Below are 20,122 nucleotides of genomic sequence, written 5' to 3'. Positions count from 1 at the left end.
TGTTAATGAAAAAGAATAATGAAAAAGATCAAACAAAAGATTCTACTCCTACTGGCCTTTTTGTCGTTTGCTCCTCTGACCGGCAGTGCGCAGGAAATACGGGTCGCGACCTACAATATACGACTACAAACCGCCCAAGACTCAGGAAATCTATGGCAAGATCGTAAAGAAGCACTTTGCCAAGTGATACGATATCATGAGTTTGATATTTTTGGCGTACAGGAGGCTTTTGATACACAGCTTCAGGATATGCTTACCCTATTGCCTACATATCGTCATATTGGAGTCGGTCGTGACGATGGGCAGAAGAAAGGAGAACATTCGGCCATATTCTATGATCCGTCACGATTTGAACTTGTACGTGAGGGAACATTTTGGCTATCGGACAAAGATACGGAAAGACCCAATAAAGGATGGGACGCCGCTCTTCCCCGGATATGTACATGGGGAATATTCAAAGACCAACAGAACAAGAAGTCCTTTATCTTTATGAACACGCACTTTGACCACAAGGGAAAAGTGGCACAGTTGGAAAGCACTAAACTCATCCTGACAAAAGCGCATGAGCTAGCGGAAGGATTGCCTATCATCCTGACAGGAGATTTCAATGTCGATGAAAAAAGCTCGGCTTACCAAACGCTTGCACAAAGCACATTGGTGAAGGACACACACGATCTGGCGGGTATCGTCTATGAACCTAATTCTACATTCAATGGATGGGGCAAGAGCCTCAAACCCAAAAGTCGTATAGACCACATTTTCGTCAGCCCTACATTTAAGATCAAAAAATACGGTGTACTGACCGATACTTATCTCGGTAAATACCCTTCGGATCATTTTCCTGTTACATCCTTGATTCAATGGTAAAATCCTGTTTTGTAGAGACACAAGATCTCGTGTCTCTACACAGCATTACCCATTTGTAGCTAAAAAAGGACATAAAAAAAATTATTAATGTGTAGAGACACGATGAATCGTGTCTCTACAATTTTTACCTTACCTTTATAGCTAAATTAAAATCGAAATATGAAATGTCCACGATTGCCAAAACACGAATGAAAATAATCTGGACATTCCATATGGCCATTAAAAAACAAATTATTTACATATGAAATATTTGCATATGCTTGCCCTCGGAGCTTTGATCGTTCCTTTATTCTCTGGTTGTGATACGCTAAATCAAGTAACTACCGGCATGCCACAAACGGGTACAGGTAGCACATCGACCACAAATAAATCTTCCGGAACCATCACACAGACCGAAGCCGTAACAGGTATAAAACAGGCCCTTAGTAATGGGCTGAACAACAGTATCAATATCCTGTCCGCACAAAATGGCTTCCTTGGAGACGCAGCCGTCAAGATATTGATGCCAAAAGAAGCTCAGCAAGTCGAAAAAACACTTCGCTCCGTCGGCATGGGCGCCTTGTGTGACAATTTCATCACTAGTCTAAACCGTGCCGCCGAATCTGCTGTAAAAGAAGCTGCTCCCGTATTCGTCAATGCACTGTCCCAGATGACCGTGACAGATGCCTTTAATATTTTATTGGGCAGCCAACAAGATGCTGCCACTACTTTTTTCAAAAGGACAACCTCTGCAACATTGACCACCAAATTCAGCCCTATCGTCGAATCCGCCTTGGGCAAAAACAACGTCAGCACCTATTGGACGCAACTGACTACAGCCTACAACAGCCTGCCGTTGGGAAAAGAAAAAATTCAAACTGATCTGAATGCTTATGTAACGCAAAAAGCTATTGATGGCCTGTTTGTCAAGGTAGCAGACGAAGAGCTCAAAATCCGCAACAACATCGGCAATGCACGCAATTCGGGAATACTGGACAAGGTATTCGGTTGGGTTGATGGTCAGAAATAAAAAAAATAGGCCTGCCAATTGGCAGGCTTATCAATTAATTCAACCCTCTTTTTTTCATCAGATGGATAGGATCGGGATCGGAGCCTCTAAATGCCCGGTACATCTCGGCAGGATTGCCGGTACCTCCTCTTTCCAAAATGTGCTGACGATAAGATGTCGCTGTCGCCTGATCATACAGCCCCTTTTCTTTGAATGCGGCAAAAGCATCCGCATCTAATACTTCTGCCCAGATGTAAGCATAGTATCCGGCCGAATAACCTCCGGAGAAAATATGTTGAAAATAAGTACTTCTATACCGGGGGATAATAGCATCGATCAATCCTATCTTGGCTATAGCTTGCTGCTCAAAGTCATTGACATCTCCCGAAATAGGGGAAGTCGTCGCATGATAGTGCATATCCAACAGCGAGGCTGCCAGGTATTCCGTAGTAGCAAACCCTTGATCAAACGTACCTGCTTTTTCCATTTTTTCGATCAATGTATCCGGGATCACTTCACCTGTTTGATAATGTTTGGCATACGTTTTTAAAACTTCAGGGTCTTCCGCCCAGTTTTCCATGATTTGTGAAGGCAATTCCACAAAATCACGAGGAACCGATGTCCCTGCCAACGATTGGTATTTCACATTGGACAATAATCCATGCAAGGCATGCCCAAACTCATGGAACAAGGTTGTGGTCTCATCAAAGGTCAACAACGCGGGCTGCCCACCTACAGGCTTGGTAAAATTGCATACAATCGAAATGACCGGGGCAACGCGTTTACCATCCGCTTTATATTGACCACGGTACGAGGTCATCCAAGCTCCACCACGCTTTGATTCCCTTGGGAAAAAATCGGCGTACAACAACCCCAGATGTGAACCATCTTTATCCTTAACCTCATAGACTTCTACCTCAGGATGGTAAACAGGCACATTGTTCAAGGCGACAAAACTTAAGCCCCACAGTTTGTTTGCGGTGGCGAATGCTCCCTCCCGTACAGACGATAAACTAAAATAAGGCTTGATCTCCTCCTCATTCAGGGCAAAACGCTTGACACGGATTTTTTCAGCATAGTACCTCCAATCATACGGTGCTACCCGGAACGTATCTTTTGCGGCTTCGATTTCTTTTTGGATATCGGCTGCTTCCACCTTAGCTTTTGCCAGTGCAGGCATCCATAGCCTATTCAGCAAGCTGTACACATTTGCAGGATTTTCGGCCATGGATTCTTCCAAGACATAGGCCGCATGGGAAGGATAACCCAGCAACTTGGCTTTTTCCAATCTCAAGTTTGCAATTTTCAACAAGTTCTCCTTATTATCGTTTGTATTGCCATTATTTCCACGCAATTGATAAGCTTCCCAAATCTGCTTGCGCAAATCCCTGTTGTCGGCATATTGTAGAAATGGCATAACCGAAGGGTTTTGCAGCGTAAACACCCATTTTCCATTTTTGCCTTTGCTTGCCGCTGTCTCTGCTGCTGCTGCTTTCAAGGCTTCCGGCAATCCCGACAGATCCTCTTCCTTATCCACGACCAACTCAAACGCATTGGTTTCAGCCAATAGATTTTGTCCAAACTGCGTCGTCAAGACGGACAAATCTGCATTGATCTTTTTCAACTTGTCCTTGTCACTGTCTGATAGATTTGCCCCAGAACGGACAAAACCTTTGTAAGTTTCTTCAAGTAATTTTACATCTTCCGCATCCAGATCCAAACTTCCTTTCTGCTCATAAACCGTTTTGACACGGGCAAAAAGTTTGGTATTCAGCTGTATCTCATCACGGTGCGCCGACAGCTTGGGGGCCATATCTTTGGCTATAGCTTGAATAGTATCATTGGTATGGGCCGAATTGAGGTTATAAAATATAATCGACACCTTTTTCAATAAGCCTCCTGCCTTTTCCAAAGCAAAGATCGTATTCGGAAAATTGGCATCTTCCTCATTATTGGCAATGCTGTCTATTTCGAGATTGTGCTGCCGCAATGCTTCGTCAAATGCTGGTCTGAAATGTTCGTCTTTTATCTTATCAAAAGGAGGAACATCAAATGGTGTATTGTATGCTCCTATCAAAGGATTGTCTGTTAAATCACTTTTTTCTTCCTGGTTACAGCCTACACACATCGATGCAACGATCAAAAAAGGAATAAAATGTTTTTTCTGCATATAATTTAATTTTTGTTCTCAGAATATGGGCACAAAGGTACAGATTATCCTCTATATAAAAGTAGAGACACAATGCATTGTGTCTCTACAAAGCCAAATAAACCACAGAAAGCCCTCGTTATATTGCAAATCTTTTCCTTTCTTTGCGTGTAGAAACCTTTTTTAAATGATGAAACCGAGATGTAATATTATTGACATGCAGGGCAACGATTATTTACATCGAGCACTCATCAGCCATTGAAAAAACATTTTAAACGGATGAAAACAAACGGTCTATTACTCTTACTATGGTGTACAAGCCTCACATTATTTTCCTTTGCACAGGAAAAGCGGGGACGCGCCCGTGATTTTGGTATTACTACAGGTATTTTGCCTACAGGGCAATGGAATGCCATCACGGATGTCCCTGGCGTGAAAGTGGGACAGGTTTCTGTGGTCGAAGGAAAAAACGTGCGGACAGGTGTCACCGCCATATTGCCGCATGATGGCAATATTTTTCAAGACAAGGTATCTGCGGCCGTATATGTCGGCAATGGTTTTGGCAAAATGATGGGCATCTCCCAAATCGAAGAACTGGGCAATATCGAAACACCTATCCTCTTGACCAATACCCTAAATGCGCCCAAAGTAGCCGATGCAGTACTAGATTATATCTTGGCATTGCCCGGCAACGAAAATATACGCTCGGTCAATACCGTAGTCGGTGAGACCAACGATGGAGGACTCAATGACATCCGAGGAAGACATGTACAAAAGGAGCATGTCTTGCAAGCGATTCAAACGGCTCAATCCGGTCCTGTACAGGAAGGCAACATAGGTGCAGGAGTCGGTACAGAATGCCTGGGCTTCAAAGGCGGTATCGGAACAGCCTCCCGCAAGCTTCCGGCATCAAAGGGTGGCTATACCGTCGGTGTACTTGCACAGACCAACTTTGGCGGCGTCCTCAATATCAACGGTGCACCTGTGGGTAGGGAACTGCACAACTATTACATGATGGAAAAAAAAGAACCGTATAAGGCCGATGGATCCTGTATGATTATCATTGCGACCGATGCACCGCTTTCACCTCGCAACCTAAAACGTCTGGCCAAACGTTCGTTTATTTCATTTGGCAATGTCGGAGCATTCTCGGCCAATGGTTCGGGCGATTATTCAATTGCCTTCACTACCAACCCTGCCAACCGGGTGCCTTATAGTGTCAATGGACAACGGGAACTGGACACAAAGGATATTCACAACAACGAATTGACCCCTCTGTTTATGGCAGTTTGGGAAGCCACGGAAGAAGCTATCCTCAACTCGCTGTTCATGGCGCAGGACCAAACCGGACGTAATGGAAAAACACTAAAAGCTCTCCCGATCAAGGAGACAGTAGACATACTAAAAAAATACAACGCCTTGAGCCACGACAAGCTACCGGGCGCAGTCAAAGAATAAATAACATAACCACATAGATACATAGAATTATTTCATTTCAGAAAAATCATTATATGCATTTCATAGATGAGAAAATGAATTTTCTGACATAGTTAAACTATCTGAAACTATTGGCATCCTTTCAAAAGAAAAAACAAAGACGAGAATAAAAAACTATGTTCCTATGTGGTTGAGAAAAATATCTTTTATCTTCATAAAATAAACACACTTCATCATGATAGGAATTGTAGGCGGAGTAGGCCCATTGGCCGGAGTAGATATTGTCAAAAAAATTATCGAAGAAACAAAAGCGTCGAAAGATCAGGAACACCTGCCCGTATTGCTTTCCTCGCAGCCCCATCGCATTGCCGACCGTACGGCTTTTCTATTGGGCAAAAAAAGTATAAACCCTGGAATAGCCCTTGCTGAAATCGCCTTGGAACTTGAAAAAGGTGGCGCTACAGTCGTTGCTATCCCATGCAATACAGCGCATGCTCCGCAGATATTCGACAAGGTCAAGGAGACATTGGCCCAATGCCAAGCCCAGATCAGATTGCTCCACCTCGTCGAAGAAACAGCTAAATTTATCCGTGAAAACCATGCTGGGGTAAAAGTCGGCATCCTGAGCACCACAGGGACAAGAGATACAGGACTTTACAAAAATGTACTGGCCAAATTTGGTGTAGACTGTATAGAACCAGACGATGATCTGCAAGACAGTGTCCACCAAGCCATCTATGACGAGACGTATGGTATCAAAGCCTGCTCCTCGCCTGTGACAAACAGAGCACACGATGCCTTGGTAGAGGCTGTCCAAACCTTAAAACGTGAAGGTGCCGAACTGATCGTCTTAGCCTGTACAGAGCTGCCATTGGCACTGAACGAAAAAAGCTATTTCGGTTTACCTATCGTAGACCCCAACCGAATACTGGCTAGGGCATTGATTCGGCATATTGATCCGAATAAGTTGGTGTAAAGTGAAAAAGAGACTATCCAAATATCCTCCTCCACCAAGGTCTTTCGAGACCTACATACCATTGGCCGTTTTCTTTCTTCATTGGATACACATGGATATAGTCTCCCTGTCCGGGGTCTCCTCTTCCTGTTTGCAGATCAAAACGATGCCGATGATAAGGGCACACCAATCTCCCTTCTTCACACCAGCCTTGGCTCAAATCTGCCCCGGCATGTGGACAGCGACTGCTGGTGGCATAGGGCTTCCCATTCTGCACGACCACACATAGCTTCTTCCCGTCAACGATTATCCTATGCACCTTTCCTTCTCCCTCAGGCACCTGTATAGCATACCATATGAGCTTATCCATGGTTAAAAATAAGGATAAAAGACAAAGGAGCAAAGACGTATTCTGTCTTTGCTCCTTATTCCTTGTTCTTTTAGTTCTTTTACTGGAACTTCTTAGCGTTGATTTTTCTTTCGTTCTCCGTCAGGTAGATCTTACGCAAACGTATAGACTGAGGTGTCACCTCGATGTACTCGTCTGCTTGGATGTATTCCATACATTCTTCCAACGAAAATTTGATCGCCGGAGCGATACGTACGTTGTCATCTGATCCAGAGGCACGCATGTTTGTCAACTGCTTACCCTTGGTCACATTGATCGTGAGGTCATTGTCCCGGATATGCTCACCCAGGATCTGTCCTTCGTAGATATCCACGCCCGGATCCACGAAGAAACGTCCACGATCCTGTAATTTATCAATGGAATATGCTGTAGTCGTACCCGTATCCAAGGAAATCAACACACCTGCCAAACGGCCTGGAATAGTTCCTTTCCATGGCTCATAGCCTTTCAGACGGTGTGCCATAACGGCCTCTCCTGCCGTAGCCGTCAATACATTATTCCGCAATCCAATGATACCACGGGAAGGTATAGAAAATTCTAAGTGCTGCATATCACCTTTGGTTTCCATAATCAGCAATTCTCCCTTACGCTGTGTCACCAATTCGATCACCTTGCCCGATACTTCTGCAGGTACATCGACGACAAGCTCTTCTATAGGTTCACATTTCACGCCATCAATCTCTTTGACAATGACCTGCGGTTGGCCTACTTGTAGTTCGTAGCCTTCCCGACGCATGGTCTCGATCAATACCGACAAGTGCAGGATACCACGACCATAGACCAACCACGCGTCAGGCGATTCGGTAGGTACGACACGTAAGGCTAGATTTTTCTCCAATTCTTTCTGCAGGCGGTCATAGATATGGCGCGATGTCACGAATTTACCTTCCTTACCAAAGAAAGGTGAATTGTTAATCGTGAACAACATGTTCATCGTCGGCTCATCGATGCTGATGACCTCCAGCTGTTCCGGGTTTTCGAAGTCCGCAATCGTATCACCTATATCAAATCCCTCAATACCGACTACGGCACAGATATCGCCGGCATGTACTTCCGATACTTTTGCACGACCCAATCCTTCAAATATCTGCAATTCCTTGACACGTGATTTGACAACTTTACCGTCACGTTTGACCAGAGATACCGGTTGGTTTTCTTTGATCGTTCCCCGTGCAACACGACCAATAGCAATACGGCCTACAAAAGCCGAATAATCTAGTGAAGTCACCTGCATCTGCAACGTGCCTTCCGCAACCTTAGGCGCAGGTATATGTGCGACGATAGCCTCCAAAAGTTCGGTAAAGTCGGTCGTCGGCTGTTTCCAGTCCGAAGACATCCAACCCTGCTTTGAAGAGCCGTACAATACCGGAAAATCCAATTGGTCTTCGGTCGCACCCAAGCTAAAGAACAGGTCAAACACATTCTCATAGACCTCTTCCGGACGACAGTTTTCCTTGTCCACTTTGTTGACGACGACAATGGGTTTTATACCCAGCGCAAGTGCTTTTCCTGTCACAAAACGTGTCTGCGGCATAGGCCCCTCAAAGGCATCTACCAACAGTACCACGCCATCTGCCATCTTCAATACCCGCTCGACCTCACCACCAAAATCGGCGTGACCAGGGGTATCAATGATATTGATCTTCGTATCTTTATATTTTACAGAAACGTTTTTCGACACGATTGTGATACCTCGTTCACGCTCCAGGTCGTTATTGTCTAGGATCAACTCCCCGGCATTTTCGTTTTCCCGAAATTGGTTGGTAAAATATAGGATTTTATCGACGAGTGTAGTCTTACCATGGTCTACGTGTGCGATAATGGCAATGTTTCTGATATTTTGCATTGAGCGATAATGTGTTATAAAAAAATTGAGGTGCAAAGATATACATTTTGCGCCTCAATTTTTGCATTTATAACGGATAATTATTTTATTTTATTTTGTAGGGTCATTGAGCTTACCTGCAAATAGGATCAGATTACTTGAATTCTCTTTAATCAGGAAATAAAATGGTGTATCAAATTTGATCGTTTCGATCATAGGTACAGATGTCACTACCACACCTACGCTGGTCACCGCAGCTGCTTCTGTACCCTCTTCATTCACGTCAATGAATGTCTTCTGCTTGACGATCGAGATATGCGCCCGGGCACCGGAGATCATCTGCGAAAAGTCTGCTTGCTCGGTAAAGGCTATACCCATACCCAGATTTTTCAGGTTGTTGTTGAGGATGTGATCAAATGCAAATTTGAATTTAGGAATGACTAATTCGATCTTTCTTTTCAACGGTTGCGGTTTTACGATGACATCCTGCAAATCCACATCAAAATTAAGGATATGATTTCTGTCCGCTGACCTGACCAGTACCATGCTAAACTTATTGTCGGCATAGGGAATCTCCACCGCTTGATACCTCGTGGTTGACAATACGTTGTATTCTCCGGTATTCTTCATAAAATCAGTCAATACTTTAATACCATTTGCCTTTATAAAAGTTTCCCGAGCTGTCAATTCTTTATCGAACTGCTGTTGCCACATTCCTTTGAAATAAACGGCATTCAGGACATATAGAAGGTCATCGCTACTGACTTCATCCACAATCTGCTCGATCTTACCATTGGTATTGTCCTTCACCCACCCGTTTATGGCGTTGGGAGCATCGGGATTGACAAATGGTAATGAAGATGCTTTTGCATGGTAGTTCGTGTTAGCTACCTGCAGAAACGAAGGCAAAACACTAAATTGATCATTTGTCCAAATAGAGTTTGCGATCTTCAGTATGTTTTTGGCACTGACCTGTGGCAAGCCTTCGATCAGCTTCTGATGGGAGGTGTTGACCTCTTCCTGACTCAATCCCTCATAGCCCAACGCAGACGATATAGCTTTTGCCGTCTCGCCGTTCGCGCCATTATTCACAACAGAAAGAGCCACATTGGCACTGTATGGAGACAGCAGGATATTCTCCTCATTGTCATATTCTTTTTCTACTTCACTGTACAAACTGATCGTAAAGCGGTTGCTGGCAGCAATCAAGGCCCTGTCTTTTTGATCCAGACTCAATTCCTTTTCTTGTTTGATATCTACGACTGCTTTTTTTTCACATGCTGCCCATGTAATGGGTAGAGCAAGACTCAAATAAAATAGTAAACTTCTCATATATAGTCCTTTCTTTCAGTTAGTATTCGTGTATAGAACGGAACAAACAACAAAAACGTTACAAAAAAAATACCCAAACCTTCACTTGGGCATTTCTAAATAAAGTCTACGTCATTCTGACCGGAACGAAGAGAAGTGGAAGACCGCCGAAGGCAGCTGCGAAGCAAATCTCGTATATAAATAAGATGTTTCGACTTCGCGATGCTTCGCTCAATATGACGAGGTGTTGATTTGAGGCTTTTTAGACATCTCGGTTTAGTTATCCGATTACCCCCAATTCCTTACCTACCTTCGTAAAGGCCGCAATGGCTTTGTCCAGATGTACAATCTCATGGCCTGCGGAGATCTGTGTACGGATACGAGCCTTCCCTTGCGGTACCACCGGATAATAAAACCCAATGACATATATCCTCTCTTCCAACATCCGGGCCGCAAACTCCTGTGCCAGCTTCGCATCGTACAACATGACCGGAACAATCGGGTGAAAACCTGGTTTGATATCAAATCCTGCCTCGGTCATCTTCTCCCGGAAATATCTGGTATTGCTCTCCAGCTTATCACGCAATGCTGTCGTCTCGCTCAGCATATCCAATACAGCTATAGAAGCCCCCGCAATCGCCGGCGCCAGGGTATTGGAGAACAGATAGGGACGCGAACGTTGGCGAAGCATATCAATGATCTCTTTCCTGCCGGAAGTAAATCCCCCTGAGGCTCCGCCCAAAGCCTTACCCAATGTACCCGTAATGATATCCACCCGATCAATCACATCAAACAATTCGTGCGTACCCCTACCAGTTCTACCGACAAAACCTGTACAATGCGATTCGTCGATCATGACCAATGCCTCATATCTATCGGCCAGATCACATATCTTGTCCAAAGGGGCTACAGATCCGTCCATAGAAAATGCACCATCCGTCACAATGATACGATGACGCGCACCGGAAGCCGCCTTCAACTGTGCTTCCAAGTCTTCCATATCACAGTTTTTATAACGGAAACGTTGTGCTTTGCACAAGCGGACACCATCAATGATAGATGCGTGGTTCAATTCGTCAGATATAATGGCGTCTTCGGCCCCCAAGAGAGGTTCGAATACTCCTCCATTGGCATCAAATGCCGCCGCATACAAAATCGTATCCTCTGTACCCAAGAATTTAGAGATCTTTGCCTCCAACTCCTTGTGGATGTCCTGTGTACCACAAATAAAGCGAACAGAAGACATACCATATCCATGGCTATCTATCGTCTTTTTAGCCGCTTCGATGACCTTGGGGTGTGAGGACAGCCCCAAATAATTATTTGCACAGAAGTTGATTACTTCCTGTCCGGTGCTGATTTTGATATCGGCTCCCTGTGGCGTGGTGATGATGCGCTCCTCTTTATAGAGACCTGCCTCCTTGATGGATGCGAGTTCTTTTTCCAATACTGTTTTTAACGTTTTATACATGATTCAAGTAAAATGTAAAAAATCAAAAGTAAAAATTACGGGCTAATGCAAAATCAAAGATAATGCAATTTTGATAAGCAAAACAACGAAATCGTTTGTTCTAATTTTAAATAGTCAAATAGCAGGGGGAAAAGATTTTTTGTCTCTGCTATTTGACCAGATTCCATGTCTGTGTACGTCCGATGAGCGAAAAACCTACATATCCCCGTACGTTGAGTTTATCACCTTTGCGTACGATTGTACATTTATAGGTTTTGCCGTTCTGGGGATCGGTGATGCTCCCTCCGGTGAATTCATTTCCTTCCTTAGATAGTCCCCGGATGATTTCCAGACCGATCAAAGGTTTGTTCTTGCGGTCATCCTTACAATTGATGCAATTATCGTTCTCTGGCTTTATCAATAGTTTATGGATCTTTCCATAATATTTGCCATCGGATTTTTTAAAAATCTCGACAATAGATTTCGCTTGTCCGGTTTCGTCATCTATGGTCGTCCATTTGCCTACGATATCGACCGAGGACTGGCTATATGCCGCTGTTGAGCATATCAATAACAACAATGTATAATATATCTTTTTCATCTATAAACCTTTATGGATAAGCGCAATTTAGTAAAAACAAATTGGAGTATTGAACACGTCAATTAATCCCATCATATTACTTATTATAAACAATTTCGATTTATCTTTTGTTTGGCATCAATTTTGACTGAATACATAATAAAATCAAATACTAAGAATTATGAGGTTTATTATATCACTTTTACTGACGGGAGTAGTGGTAGCAGTAGCTGCCTATATCATTCCGAATGTACATGTCGATGGTTTTTGGTGGGCTGTAGCTACAGGTCTTGTCATCGGTCTGGTCAATGCTATTGTGGGGGGAATCCTTCGTGTACTTACCTTTCCGCTGAATTGGCTCACCTTCGGCCTGATATCCTTTATCATCACCGTACTGATGATCATGTTGGCAGACTGGCTTATGGGCACAAAATTCGAAGTGAACGGCTTCTGGAATGCCACCTTATTCGCCATCGTGGTCGCTATATTGGAAATGTTGATCGGAAGCATAAAAAGAGACAAGCCTTAAAATTACACGACACTATAACCATTAATGTAAAGGCCTGCAGGAGAGTTTTCTTGTGGGCTTTTTTGTTTTTTGTCATCCTGAACAACGTGAAGGATCTGTAAATCCTTCCTACCGGCCAGGTATCCCTTTCAGTGTCACTAACAGATCCTTCGGACGAGCCTCAGGATGACAAAAACGCTTAACTTAGCACTATTGGGCACTAGCAAAAGTCTACGAAAAACGAATCAATCATAAAACTTCCAGGACACACCAAAACGTAGGTTGGCCGGATTCATTGGATAGCGCCTTACCGTATAATACCCCTTGGGATAGAGATATTGATTGACAAAATTACAACTCACAAAAAGATTGACCCGCTGGAGATTAGCTGTGAACCATGCGTCTACAACTGGGTAGGTAGAAAATTCTATAGCGACATTGCTGTTGTAAAATTGTCCCGCATTGACCGCATAAGAGGGTGCTCGAAATGGAGTATTGAACTTTGCATCCAGACCGATAGCAAAATCCAGCACCTTGTCAAACCAGATATCCTTATAATAAAAGCTGTGCCATGTGTACAGTTCAGGTGTGGACAGTACGTGCATAGCATCGGATTTCTGGTACACGGCCATATTGTCCAGATGGAAATTGCCAAATCTAAAATTCTGACCCACGCTGACCTTCAGTAAATTGATATTGCCCGTCTGGGCGGCCTCGATCAATTTCTCCAGTTTTTCGTCGTCAGTAGGGTTGTCCACCTCCTTAAAATAAAGATAATTGTTGATCAGAAAATATTCGGCTTTACCCCAAAAGCCAAGTTTATCATTTTTATAACGAAAGGACAGGTTTTGGGTTTTGGTCTTTTCCAAGTCATCACGCAACCATTGATGGTACGTATAGTTCATTCTTGTAAAGACCATTTCCGGAGATTTGTTTTGGCTATAGGCTCCCAAAGTGACCTTCCCGATTTTCGCTCCCATACCGACCTCGGCTGTAGCTTCGTATAGGTAATCGCCAAAGTGTCTTCCGACGATAATCTGGTGCCCATTCAACACCACATCCACCTTATCACTGAACTGGTATCTTATATCACCCTTGACAGCACTGTTTTGCAGAAAATCCTTGCTCACAATATCATCATACCAAACCAGATCATTCTGAAAACCTACATTGACCTTTGCCTCATTCTTTAACGATCGGTTGCGGAGATAAAAAGCATAGGTAAACTCATTGGAAATCGTTGTTATCTTGGTCGTGTCCTGTACCTCTACCGCATCTCCAAAGGGAAAGGCATTGTACAGATCCTCTTCATTCTTGAAAAAGATATATTTCCGTTGACGTACCGAAGTGTTATGGGCAAAGGCATTGGTAGGATGTATTTCCATTTCAGGCTTACCGGCATTCACCGTATCCAACCTACCAATATAGAATGACTGACGCAAGAATACCCCATTGTCCAGCCATTTGTTGAAAGGTCTATTCTGCTGTTGCCCCCTTAGCTTGGTCTGTATGGCAAAAGGAGACTGCATCTCACCGACAAAGATATTTGTCGTATCGTTAGTCACAGAGCCGTTTTCTGAGGCATCAACCTTATTGAAAGTAAGATTTGCCAACAGGTTGTACCGACGATTGGTAGACTCGTACCACGTAAAGACACTCCCTTTACGGTCTGCATAGGTCTGGTTATAATAAAATCCATCGGTATTGGCGGCATGGTACTCCGCTCCTATATTCCATTGTGGATTGATATTCTGCGCCAATTTGGCACGAAAGACCTGATCATCAAAGAAAAAACCAACAGCATACAGCTCCGAATACCGTGCTCTCGCCCGATAATACTGTACTGAATCTGCTAGTACCAGGTATCTTTCCAAGGCATGAAAGCCGGGTTGAAAACCTATAGTCTTACTGGGGCTGAACAACAGATCCCTGGTCGCCAGACCGTACGAGCCTAAATGTACACTGGGATTCCAAGGGAGATTTTGCTTGTTATAGTATTGGAAATTGCGATGGCTCGTATCTATCTGTTTCGTATAGGTTGCATGTTTCAACATATCCAATGTAGCATACCGCACGTATTTTGCTGAGAAAACGACCGAATCCTTTTTATTGTCTTCCAATGCCCTCGCTGAATCCAGAGCACTGCTAAACTCTTCGTCCACCTGCCCATAGCCATACATCCCCATCAACATCAGGAAGCACAAACCAAATAAACCTCTCGTCAAACTACTCATGTACATAAAGCAATACCGGACAAAAATAAAGGATAAATTAGACTTTATTGCAATGCAAGTAATTCTTTTAGTATAGCCGTGAGCCGAGGTTCGGCCTCAGTCGCTACAGCGACGATCTCTGCCAGGGATACCGGCTGTAAATCCTCGTGAAAACCTTCATCGGTAATCACCGAAATGGCAAAGACCGGCAGTCCCATGTGGTTGGCCACGATTACTTCGGGCACGGTACTCATCCCTACAATATCTCCACCGATGATACGCATATAACGGTATTCCGCACGGGTTTCCAGATTTGGACCCGGTGTAGCTACATAAACAACCTTATGGGCCGCCACGCCAAGCTGTGCCGCGATCTGCATACCTTGCTCGATCATGACCTTGTCATAGGGTGCATTCATATCCGGAAAGCGAGAGCCATAACGGTCGTCATTAGGGCCTCTAAGGGGGTTGTCGGGCAATAAATTGATATGATCTTCAATAATGCCAAGCTCGCCTTTTCTGATTCCCGGCTGTAAGGAACCCGATGCATTCGAAACAAATAATTTTTGGATACCCAGCGATTTCATGACCCGAACGGGAAAGGTAATTTCCTGCATAGAATAGCCTTCGTAATAGTGCAATCTCCCTTGCATAGCGACAATCTTTCGTCCGTTGAGATACCCAAATATTAGTTTTCCGGAGTGGAATTCGACCGTAGAAATCGGGAAGTTAGGAATATTGGCATACATCAATTGATGCTCGATCTGTATGTCATCCACGACCTTGCCCAATCCTGTACCCAATATAATCCCGAATTCCGGGGTGAAGTCTCCTATCTTTTTTCGAATATAATCTACGGTGTCGTCTATTAAATGATACATACGTGCATAAACTATTTGTTCAAACTTAACGTAATTTTTTGGCACGTACAAGGTTAAACCCATAAGGTTTTGGAAACTTTATAGGTTTTTATGGTCAACAATTCTCCCCGGCGAAGTCGCCCATAGCAACAAAAAGGTAATCAACCCATTATAGACAATAAGTTCAAATCCGATCTTATAAGCCGTATAGGGCAATACATATTGTGCGAGCAAAAAGATCAATATCGGAGAGATCACACAGATATAAGGCACGATACCGTCTCTCACGCGAAGCTTGGTCAATATGCCAAAGGAGAACAGACCCAAAAGCGGGCCATATGTATAACCTGCCACTTTGAAAATAGCTGTCACGACCGAATCATCGTTGATCACATGAAACAATAAAATCACAAGGAGCATGACAATCGAAAAACCCAAATGGACAACATTCCTTTGTTTGACCAGTTTAGGATCATTCGGATCTTCCTTTTTGTTGAAATCCAGAAAATCCACACAATAAGATGTTGTCAATGCTGTCAATGCCGAATCCGTTGTTGCAAAGGTTGCCGCCGTCAATCCCATCATAAATACAGTACCCGGCACCATACCCAGATAATTCAAGGCAATCTCCGGATAGAGGTAATCGGACTTGCCGAGTTCGGCTATGCTTATACCATTTGCTTCGGCGTAGAAATACAACAACGCGCCCACCGCAAGGAAGAAGATATTGATGACCACGAATATCCCGGTAAAAGTCATCATATTCTTCTGCGCCTCTCCAATGGTTTTCATGCTCAAGTTCTTCTGCATCAGATCCTGATCCAATCCTGTCATGGCTATGGTCACGAACATACCTCCTATAATATGCTTCAGCACATGTCTGGTATCGCCCAGGAGGTTTTCCCACACGAAAATCTTGGAATATGAACTTTCCTTCACTTTTTCCAGTGCCTCTGTCACGCTCCATCCCAATCCATCAGCCATAAAATAAATCGAAAGCACCACCGCCAACACCAGACAAGTCGTCTGCATCATATCCGTGATGATGATTGTTTTCAAGCCCCCCTTATTCGTGTACAGCCAGATCAATACCAAACAAATAGCTACCGTCACAATAAAAGGCACATTCCAAGCATCAAAGATATAGCGCTGCAAGACAATGGCCACCAAATAGAGCCTGAAAGCCGAACCGATGGTTCGGGAAATTAGGAAAATCATCGCACCAGACTTGTAGCTTCTATGTCCCAATCGCTCCTCCAGATACGTATATATGGAGGTCAGCTGCATCCTGTAATACAGGGGCAACAGGACATAGGCAATGACGATAAAGCCCAGTGCATTGCCCAATACAAATTGGAAGTAACTAAAATTGTTGGGTTGCAGACCTGCGGGGGCATTCCCGATATCCCCCGGAACGGAAATAAAAGTCACACCCGACAACGCCACTCCGATCATACCGAAGGCTACCATATACCACTTGGCACTACGGTTGGCTACAAAAAACGTGGAATTATCGGAAGTCTTTTTGGAAGTAAAATAAGCTACGCTCAGCAATATTCCAAAATAAACGACCAAAAATGAAAGTAAAACTAGAGGGGTCATAATCTGATTTAAAAGTTAATAGCGTATTGCGATATGCGTATTGAGTATTGCGACGGGGGACGTACGTATTGCGATATATACATTTCTATAAATTAAAAAGCTATACAATCATCTCCATACGCACTACTCATTATTCCCAACCCTAATGCGCGTTTTGATGAAAATTATCGATAGCCTTACGGACATTACCAAATTCTTCGATCAAGGCCGTGGCCGTATCCTCATCCACCCCCGTCTCGGCCATGACCATCCTGACACCCCGCCCGACCAGTTTGTGGTTGGACAGTTGCATATCTACCATCTTATTGCCTTTAACCCTGCCCAGTTGGATCATAACAGAGGTACTGATCATATTGAGCACTAATTTTTGCGCTGTTCCCGCTTTCATCCTGGTCGATCCAGTCACAAACTCGGGACCTACGATCACTTCTACGGGATAGGCCGCTTCCTTGGCGACAGGCGTTCCACCATTACAAACGATACAGCCTGTAGCCACACCATGGCGATTGGCTTCCCGTAGGCCTCCTATGACATAGGGAGTCGTGCCCGAAGCCGCAATACCGATGACAATATCGTCGGCATTGATGGCATATTCCTCCAGATCTTTCCACGCCTGCTCCTCATCGTCTTCCGCAAATTCTACAGCCTTGCGAATAGCGACATCGCCTCCGGCAATCAATCCTATCACCCAATCAAACGGCACACCATACGTAGGAGGACATTCCGAAGCGTCCAGAATACCTAAACGCCCACTTGTCCCGGCACCTATATAAAAAAGCCTTCCCCCTTTTTGCATCCTGTCTACGGCCACTTCGACCAATTGTTCAATCTGGGGTATGGCCTTTTCCACAACATGGGGAACCGTTTTATCTTCCTTGTTGATGTTGGTCAGCAGCTCATGAATAGACATTTTATCCAGATCCCGGTAATAGGAATCTTTCTCTGTAGTATTTGTTGCATTGATCATCAGTTCATCCATCTAAATCCTAAAAACATACGTAAATATGCGCCTCTAAAACCAGATACGCAAAAAAACGCAACCTTAAATTACCGCACGAATATAATATTTTTTTCAAACAGCTTTATCTCCGAATTTAATCACTTATCCTATCAGATACGCAAGGCGACTATTTTGCCGTCCATCGTACTTACAAACACAGAATGCTTCCATACCAACGGTGGATTGACCATCCCTTCAGCTATTTTATACTGCCATCTCACCTGACCTGTCTTGGGGTCTACCGCGGACAACAAACCACTATGGCTGGGCACAAAAGTCAAATCGGACGAGCTAACAATAGCCGTTGGCGAGATATCATAAGGTAATTTCAACGCCGAGTGCCAATCTATGGACATACTATCCTTGTGCACAGACACGCCGATCAATTCACCGTCCATCGTCTTGGCATATACATACTTTCCATTGGGTGCAAGGCCGATCGATTCGCGTACCCGAATACCCTCTTTCTTTTCCCTCCAGACAACTTTTCCACTTTTTAAATCCAAAGCCGTCATATACCGATCCGGCGCAACAATAAAAACACGTCCATTGGTCACCACCGGATAACATGCCGCCGCAGAAAACATCCTGTTGCTATAACCGTTGTCCCACTCCCAGATTACGTTACCCGTTCTTTTGTCCAATGCATAAAAACCATTTTCCCAACTCCCAAAAATGACCTTATTACCAACTAAGGTTGGGCGTGCCGAAACGTATCCTTTCACACTGTCAAAAGCCCAAACCAATCTACCGTCCCGAAGATCAAGACAACGAAAAGTACCATCCGAGCCTCCGATGTACACTTTATCTCCATCTATTACCGGAGAACCCAATACTGCCTTGCTGGTCTTCACCTTCCACAATAGCATTCCTGTCTTAGCATCCAATCCATAAATCCCATGATCGGAAGAACCCACGACTACCACACCCTTCGCATAAGCCGGAGTAGAATAAACCTTTCCTCCAGTTTTAAAAGACCATACGCGTCTACCGTCATGTATATCTAACGCATAAATCTCCCCCACAGTATTTGCCGCAAAAATAAAACGACCGTCTGTATCCATCCCGGAGCCGATATCTCCGTGATCCCGGTATTCCCAAAGTACACGCCTTCCATAAGTCGAATTGACTGTATAATCGGGCCTCTTCGGTTGTTCCGGCATAACATTGTTCAGTCCTAAGGGAATTTTCAACCAAACGTTCTCCGTACGCTCAAGAGGCCTACGTACCCGGAAAAATGCCGAATCACGGGTGAGATGAATAATGTTGTATCCCCCGACGGCCTCCTTTGCCCTTAGATTGGATCTGTTCATCACCCCCGGAATTCCTTCCCAATCGTACAATCGGTTTTGGTGTCCATGCCCGCACAAAGCCAACCGTATATTTCTTGTTTTCAACCGATCGATAGCTTCAAACCAGTTGTTCAGCGAGGAATCTAAGGGATAATGGTTGATGAATACCAAGGGGTTATCGGTATATACCCGAAAGATTGAATCCATCCATACCAGATTTTCCCGGGGAATCTGGCCGGGGCTCATCCGCATATTGGGGCCCGAAGTCGTGCCCATAAATTGGTATCCCTTGTGTTCAAAAAAGAAAGTCTCTCCGCCAAATACCTGCCGAAAACTATTTGCTCCGCTCTCTGACCAATTGCTATCGTGGTTGCCCGGAATGATATACAATGGTTTTTGGAGACTATCCAAAATCTGCTTGGCCAACCGCAATTCCTCATCCGATCCAAACTCGGTCACATCGCCCGACAAAACCACAAAATCGATATCTATACGCTGATTGAGATCTGCCACCGTACGCCGCAGATCTTCCGCTCCCGTAGCCCCCCCCACATGCGTGTCCGTGACCAAAGCAAATTGAAACGGCTGCTGGGCAAAGGCGACCGAATGCATGATGCCTACTATCCACAGTATATACATAAAACCAGTATAGCCTATTCTCATATTCAAACCGCTG

At 44.2% G+C, this 20,122-nt stretch carries 16 protein-coding genes; 5 read left to right on the top strand and 11 right to left on the bottom strand.

Annotated elements, in window-relative coordinates; translation table 11 throughout:
* Positions 1–18 precede the first annotated feature (18 nt).
* The gene (locus tag G5B00_RS03840; protein WP_163871920.1) at positions 19–867 is read left to right on the top strand and encodes an endonuclease/exonuclease/phosphatase family protein; all 849 of its coding nucleotides are present in this window, start codon (positions 19–21) and stop codon (positions 865–867) included.
* A gap of 241 nt (positions 868–1,108) precedes the next feature.
* Positions 1,109–1,876 carry a DUF4197 domain-containing protein gene (locus G5B00_RS03835; RefSeq protein WP_163871919.1) on the top strand — a complete coding sequence of 256 codons (768 nt, stop codon included), beginning with the start codon at positions 1,109–1,111 and terminating at the stop codon, positions 1,874–1,876.
* A 34-nt stretch (positions 1,877–1,910) separates the two neighbouring features.
* On the opposite strand, the gene G5B00_RS03830 is transcribed toward G5B00_RS03835, so the two are convergent.
* Positions 1,911–4,025 (bottom strand): M3 family metallopeptidase, encoded by a 2,115-nt coding sequence (locus tag G5B00_RS03830; protein WP_163871918.1) that lies wholly within the window; start codon positions 4,023–4,025, stop codon positions 1,911–1,913.
* Between the two features lie 258 nt (positions 4,026–4,283).
* Between G5B00_RS03830 and G5B00_RS03825 the strand changes: the two genes are divergently transcribed.
* Both G5B00_RS03825 and G5B00_RS03820 read left to right on the top strand, forming a co-directional pair.
* Positions 4,284–5,462, top strand: a complete 1,179-nt coding sequence (locus G5B00_RS03825; protein WP_163871917.1) for a P1 family peptidase — start codon at positions 4,284–4,286, stop codon at positions 5,460–5,462.
* A gap of 214 nt (positions 5,463–5,676) precedes the next feature.
* Complete coding sequence (locus tag G5B00_RS03820) at positions 5,677–6,417, top strand: aspartate/glutamate racemase family protein (RefSeq protein ID WP_163871916.1); 741 nt, start codon at positions 5,677–5,679, stop codon at positions 6,415–6,417.
* Positions 6,418–6,430: 13 nt separating this feature from the next.
* Here G5B00_RS03820 and G5B00_RS03815 read toward each other — a convergent pair whose 3' ends face one another.
* The 5 genes from G5B00_RS03815 to G5B00_RS03795 form a co-directional block, all read right to left on the bottom strand.
* The gene (locus G5B00_RS03815) at positions 6,431–6,766 is read right to left on the bottom strand and encodes a Rieske (2Fe-2S) protein (RefSeq protein ID WP_163871915.1); all 336 of its coding nucleotides are present in this window, start codon (positions 6,764–6,766) and stop codon (positions 6,431–6,433) included.
* Positions 6,767–6,845: 79 nt separating this feature from the next.
* Complete coding sequence (gene typA / locus G5B00_RS03810) at positions 6,846–8,651, bottom strand: translational GTPase TypA (protein ID WP_163871914.1); 1,806 nt, start codon at positions 8,649–8,651, stop codon at positions 6,846–6,848.
* A 90-nt stretch (positions 8,652–8,741) separates the two neighbouring features.
* On the bottom strand, positions 8,742–9,962 hold the full coding sequence (locus G5B00_RS03805) for a serpin family protein (protein WP_163871913.1): 1,221 nt from the start codon (positions 9,960–9,962) through the stop codon (positions 8,742–8,744).
* 259 nt (positions 9,963–10,221) lie between these two features.
* Entirely contained in the window at positions 10,222–11,412 is a 1,191-nt protein-coding gene (gene kbl, locus G5B00_RS03800) for a glycine C-acetyltransferase (protein WP_163871912.1), read from the bottom strand.
* 148 nt (positions 11,413–11,560) lie between these two features.
* Positions 11,561–11,992, bottom strand: a complete 432-nt coding sequence (locus G5B00_RS03795) for a DUF2147 domain-containing protein (protein ID WP_163871911.1) — start codon at positions 11,990–11,992, stop codon at positions 11,561–11,563.
* A 160-nt stretch (positions 11,993–12,152) separates the two neighbouring features.
* On the opposite strand from G5B00_RS03795, the gene G5B00_RS03790 reads away from it, so the two are divergent.
* On the top strand, positions 12,153–12,500 hold the full coding sequence (locus G5B00_RS03790) for a phage holin family protein (protein ID WP_163871910.1): 348 nt from the start codon (positions 12,153–12,155) through the stop codon (positions 12,498–12,500).
* Between the two features lie 224 nt (positions 12,501–12,724).
* Here G5B00_RS03790 and G5B00_RS03785 read toward each other — a convergent pair whose 3' ends face one another.
* The 5 genes from G5B00_RS03785 to G5B00_RS03765 form a co-directional block, all read right to left on the bottom strand.
* Complete coding sequence (locus tag G5B00_RS03785; RefSeq protein ID WP_163871909.1) at positions 12,725–14,713, bottom strand: putative porin; 1,989 nt, start codon at positions 14,711–14,713, stop codon at positions 12,725–12,727.
* Positions 14,714–14,757: 44 nt separating this feature from the next.
* The gene (locus tag G5B00_RS03780) at positions 14,758–15,573 is read right to left on the bottom strand and encodes a purine-nucleoside phosphorylase (protein WP_205966283.1); all 816 of its coding nucleotides are present in this window, start codon (positions 15,571–15,573) and stop codon (positions 14,758–14,760) included.
* Positions 15,574–15,651: 78 nt separating this feature from the next.
* Positions 15,652–17,154 (bottom strand): sodium:solute symporter, encoded by a 1,503-nt coding sequence (locus G5B00_RS03775; RefSeq protein WP_163871908.1) that lies wholly within the window; start codon positions 17,152–17,154, stop codon positions 15,652–15,654.
* Between the two features lie 142 nt (positions 17,155–17,296).
* Positions 17,297–18,121 (bottom strand): N-acetylmuramic acid 6-phosphate etherase, encoded by an 825-nt coding sequence (gene murQ, locus G5B00_RS03770; protein ID WP_163871997.1) that lies wholly within the window; start codon positions 18,119–18,121, stop codon positions 17,297–17,299.
* 143 nt (positions 18,122–18,264) lie between these two features.
* Positions 18,265–20,085: a PQQ-binding-like beta-propeller repeat protein gene (locus tag G5B00_RS03765; RefSeq protein ID WP_240894370.1), complete on the bottom strand. Its 1,821-nt coding sequence runs from the start codon at positions 20,083–20,085 to the stop codon at positions 18,265–18,267.
* Positions 20,086–20,122: the final 37 nt, after the last annotated feature.

It is taken from the genome of Parapedobacter sp. SGR-10, assembly GCF_011030405.1.
GTDB lineage: Bacteria > Bacteroidota > Bacteroidia > Sphingobacteriales > Sphingobacteriaceae > Sphingobacterium.
This window is presented reverse-complemented; position numbering and strand designations above follow the sequence as displayed.

Excerpts from the sequence above, each read along its gene's own strand:
- G5B00_RS03775 (WP_163871908.1), bottom strand. The coding sequence starts at position 17,154 with ATGACCCCTCTAGTTTTACTTTCATTTTTGGTCGTTTATTTTGGAATA.
- G5B00_RS03805 (WP_163871913.1), bottom strand. The coding sequence starts at position 9,962 with ATGAGAAGTTTACTATTTTATTTGAGTCTTGCTCTACCCATTACATGG.
- G5B00_RS03820 (WP_163871916.1), top strand. The coding sequence starts at position 5,677 with ATGATAGGAATTGTAGGCGGAGTAGGCCCATTGGCCGGAGTAGATATT.
- G5B00_RS03790 (WP_163871910.1), top strand. The coding sequence starts at position 12,153 with ATGAGGTTTATTATATCACTTTTACTGACGGGAGTAGTGGTAGCAGTA.
- murQ (WP_163871997.1), bottom strand. The coding sequence starts at position 18,121 with ATGATCAATGCAACAAATACTACAGAGAAAGATTCCTATTACCGGGAT.
- G5B00_RS03840 (WP_163871920.1), top strand. The coding sequence starts at position 19 with ATGAAAAAGATCAAACAAAAGATTCTACTCCTACTGGCCTTTTTGTCG.
- G5B00_RS03835 (WP_163871919.1), top strand. The coding sequence starts at position 1,109 with ATGAAATATTTGCATATGCTTGCCCTCGGAGCTTTGATCGTTCCTTTA.
- G5B00_RS03785 (WP_163871909.1), bottom strand. The coding sequence starts at position 14,713 with ATGAGTAGTTTGACGAGAGGTTTATTTGGTTTGTGCTTCCTGATGTTG.
- G5B00_RS03795 (WP_163871911.1), bottom strand. The coding sequence starts at position 11,992 with ATGAAAAAGATATATTATACATTGTTGTTATTGATATGCTCAACAGCG.
- G5B00_RS03780 (WP_205966283.1), bottom strand. The coding sequence starts at position 15,573 with ATGTATCATTTAATAGACGACACCGTAGATTATATTCGAAAAAAGATA.
- G5B00_RS03815 (WP_163871915.1), bottom strand. The coding sequence starts at position 6,766 with ATGGATAAGCTCATATGGTATGCTATACAGGTGCCTGAGGGAGAAGGA.
- typA (WP_163871914.1), bottom strand. The coding sequence starts at position 8,651 with ATGCAAAATATCAGAAACATTGCCATTATCGCACACGTAGACCATGGT.
- kbl (WP_163871912.1), bottom strand. The coding sequence starts at position 11,412 with ATGTATAAAACGTTAAAAACAGTATTGGAAAAAGAACTCGCATCCATC.
- G5B00_RS03825 (WP_163871917.1), top strand. The coding sequence starts at position 4,284 with ATGAAAACAAACGGTCTATTACTCTTACTATGGTGTACAAGCCTCACA.
- G5B00_RS03830 (WP_163871918.1), bottom strand. The coding sequence starts at position 4,025 with ATGCAGAAAAAACATTTTATTCCTTTTTTGATCGTTGCATCGATGTGT.
- G5B00_RS03765 (WP_240894370.1), bottom strand. The coding sequence starts at position 20,085 with ATGTATATACTGTGGATAGTAGGCATCATGCATTCGGTCGCCTTTGCC.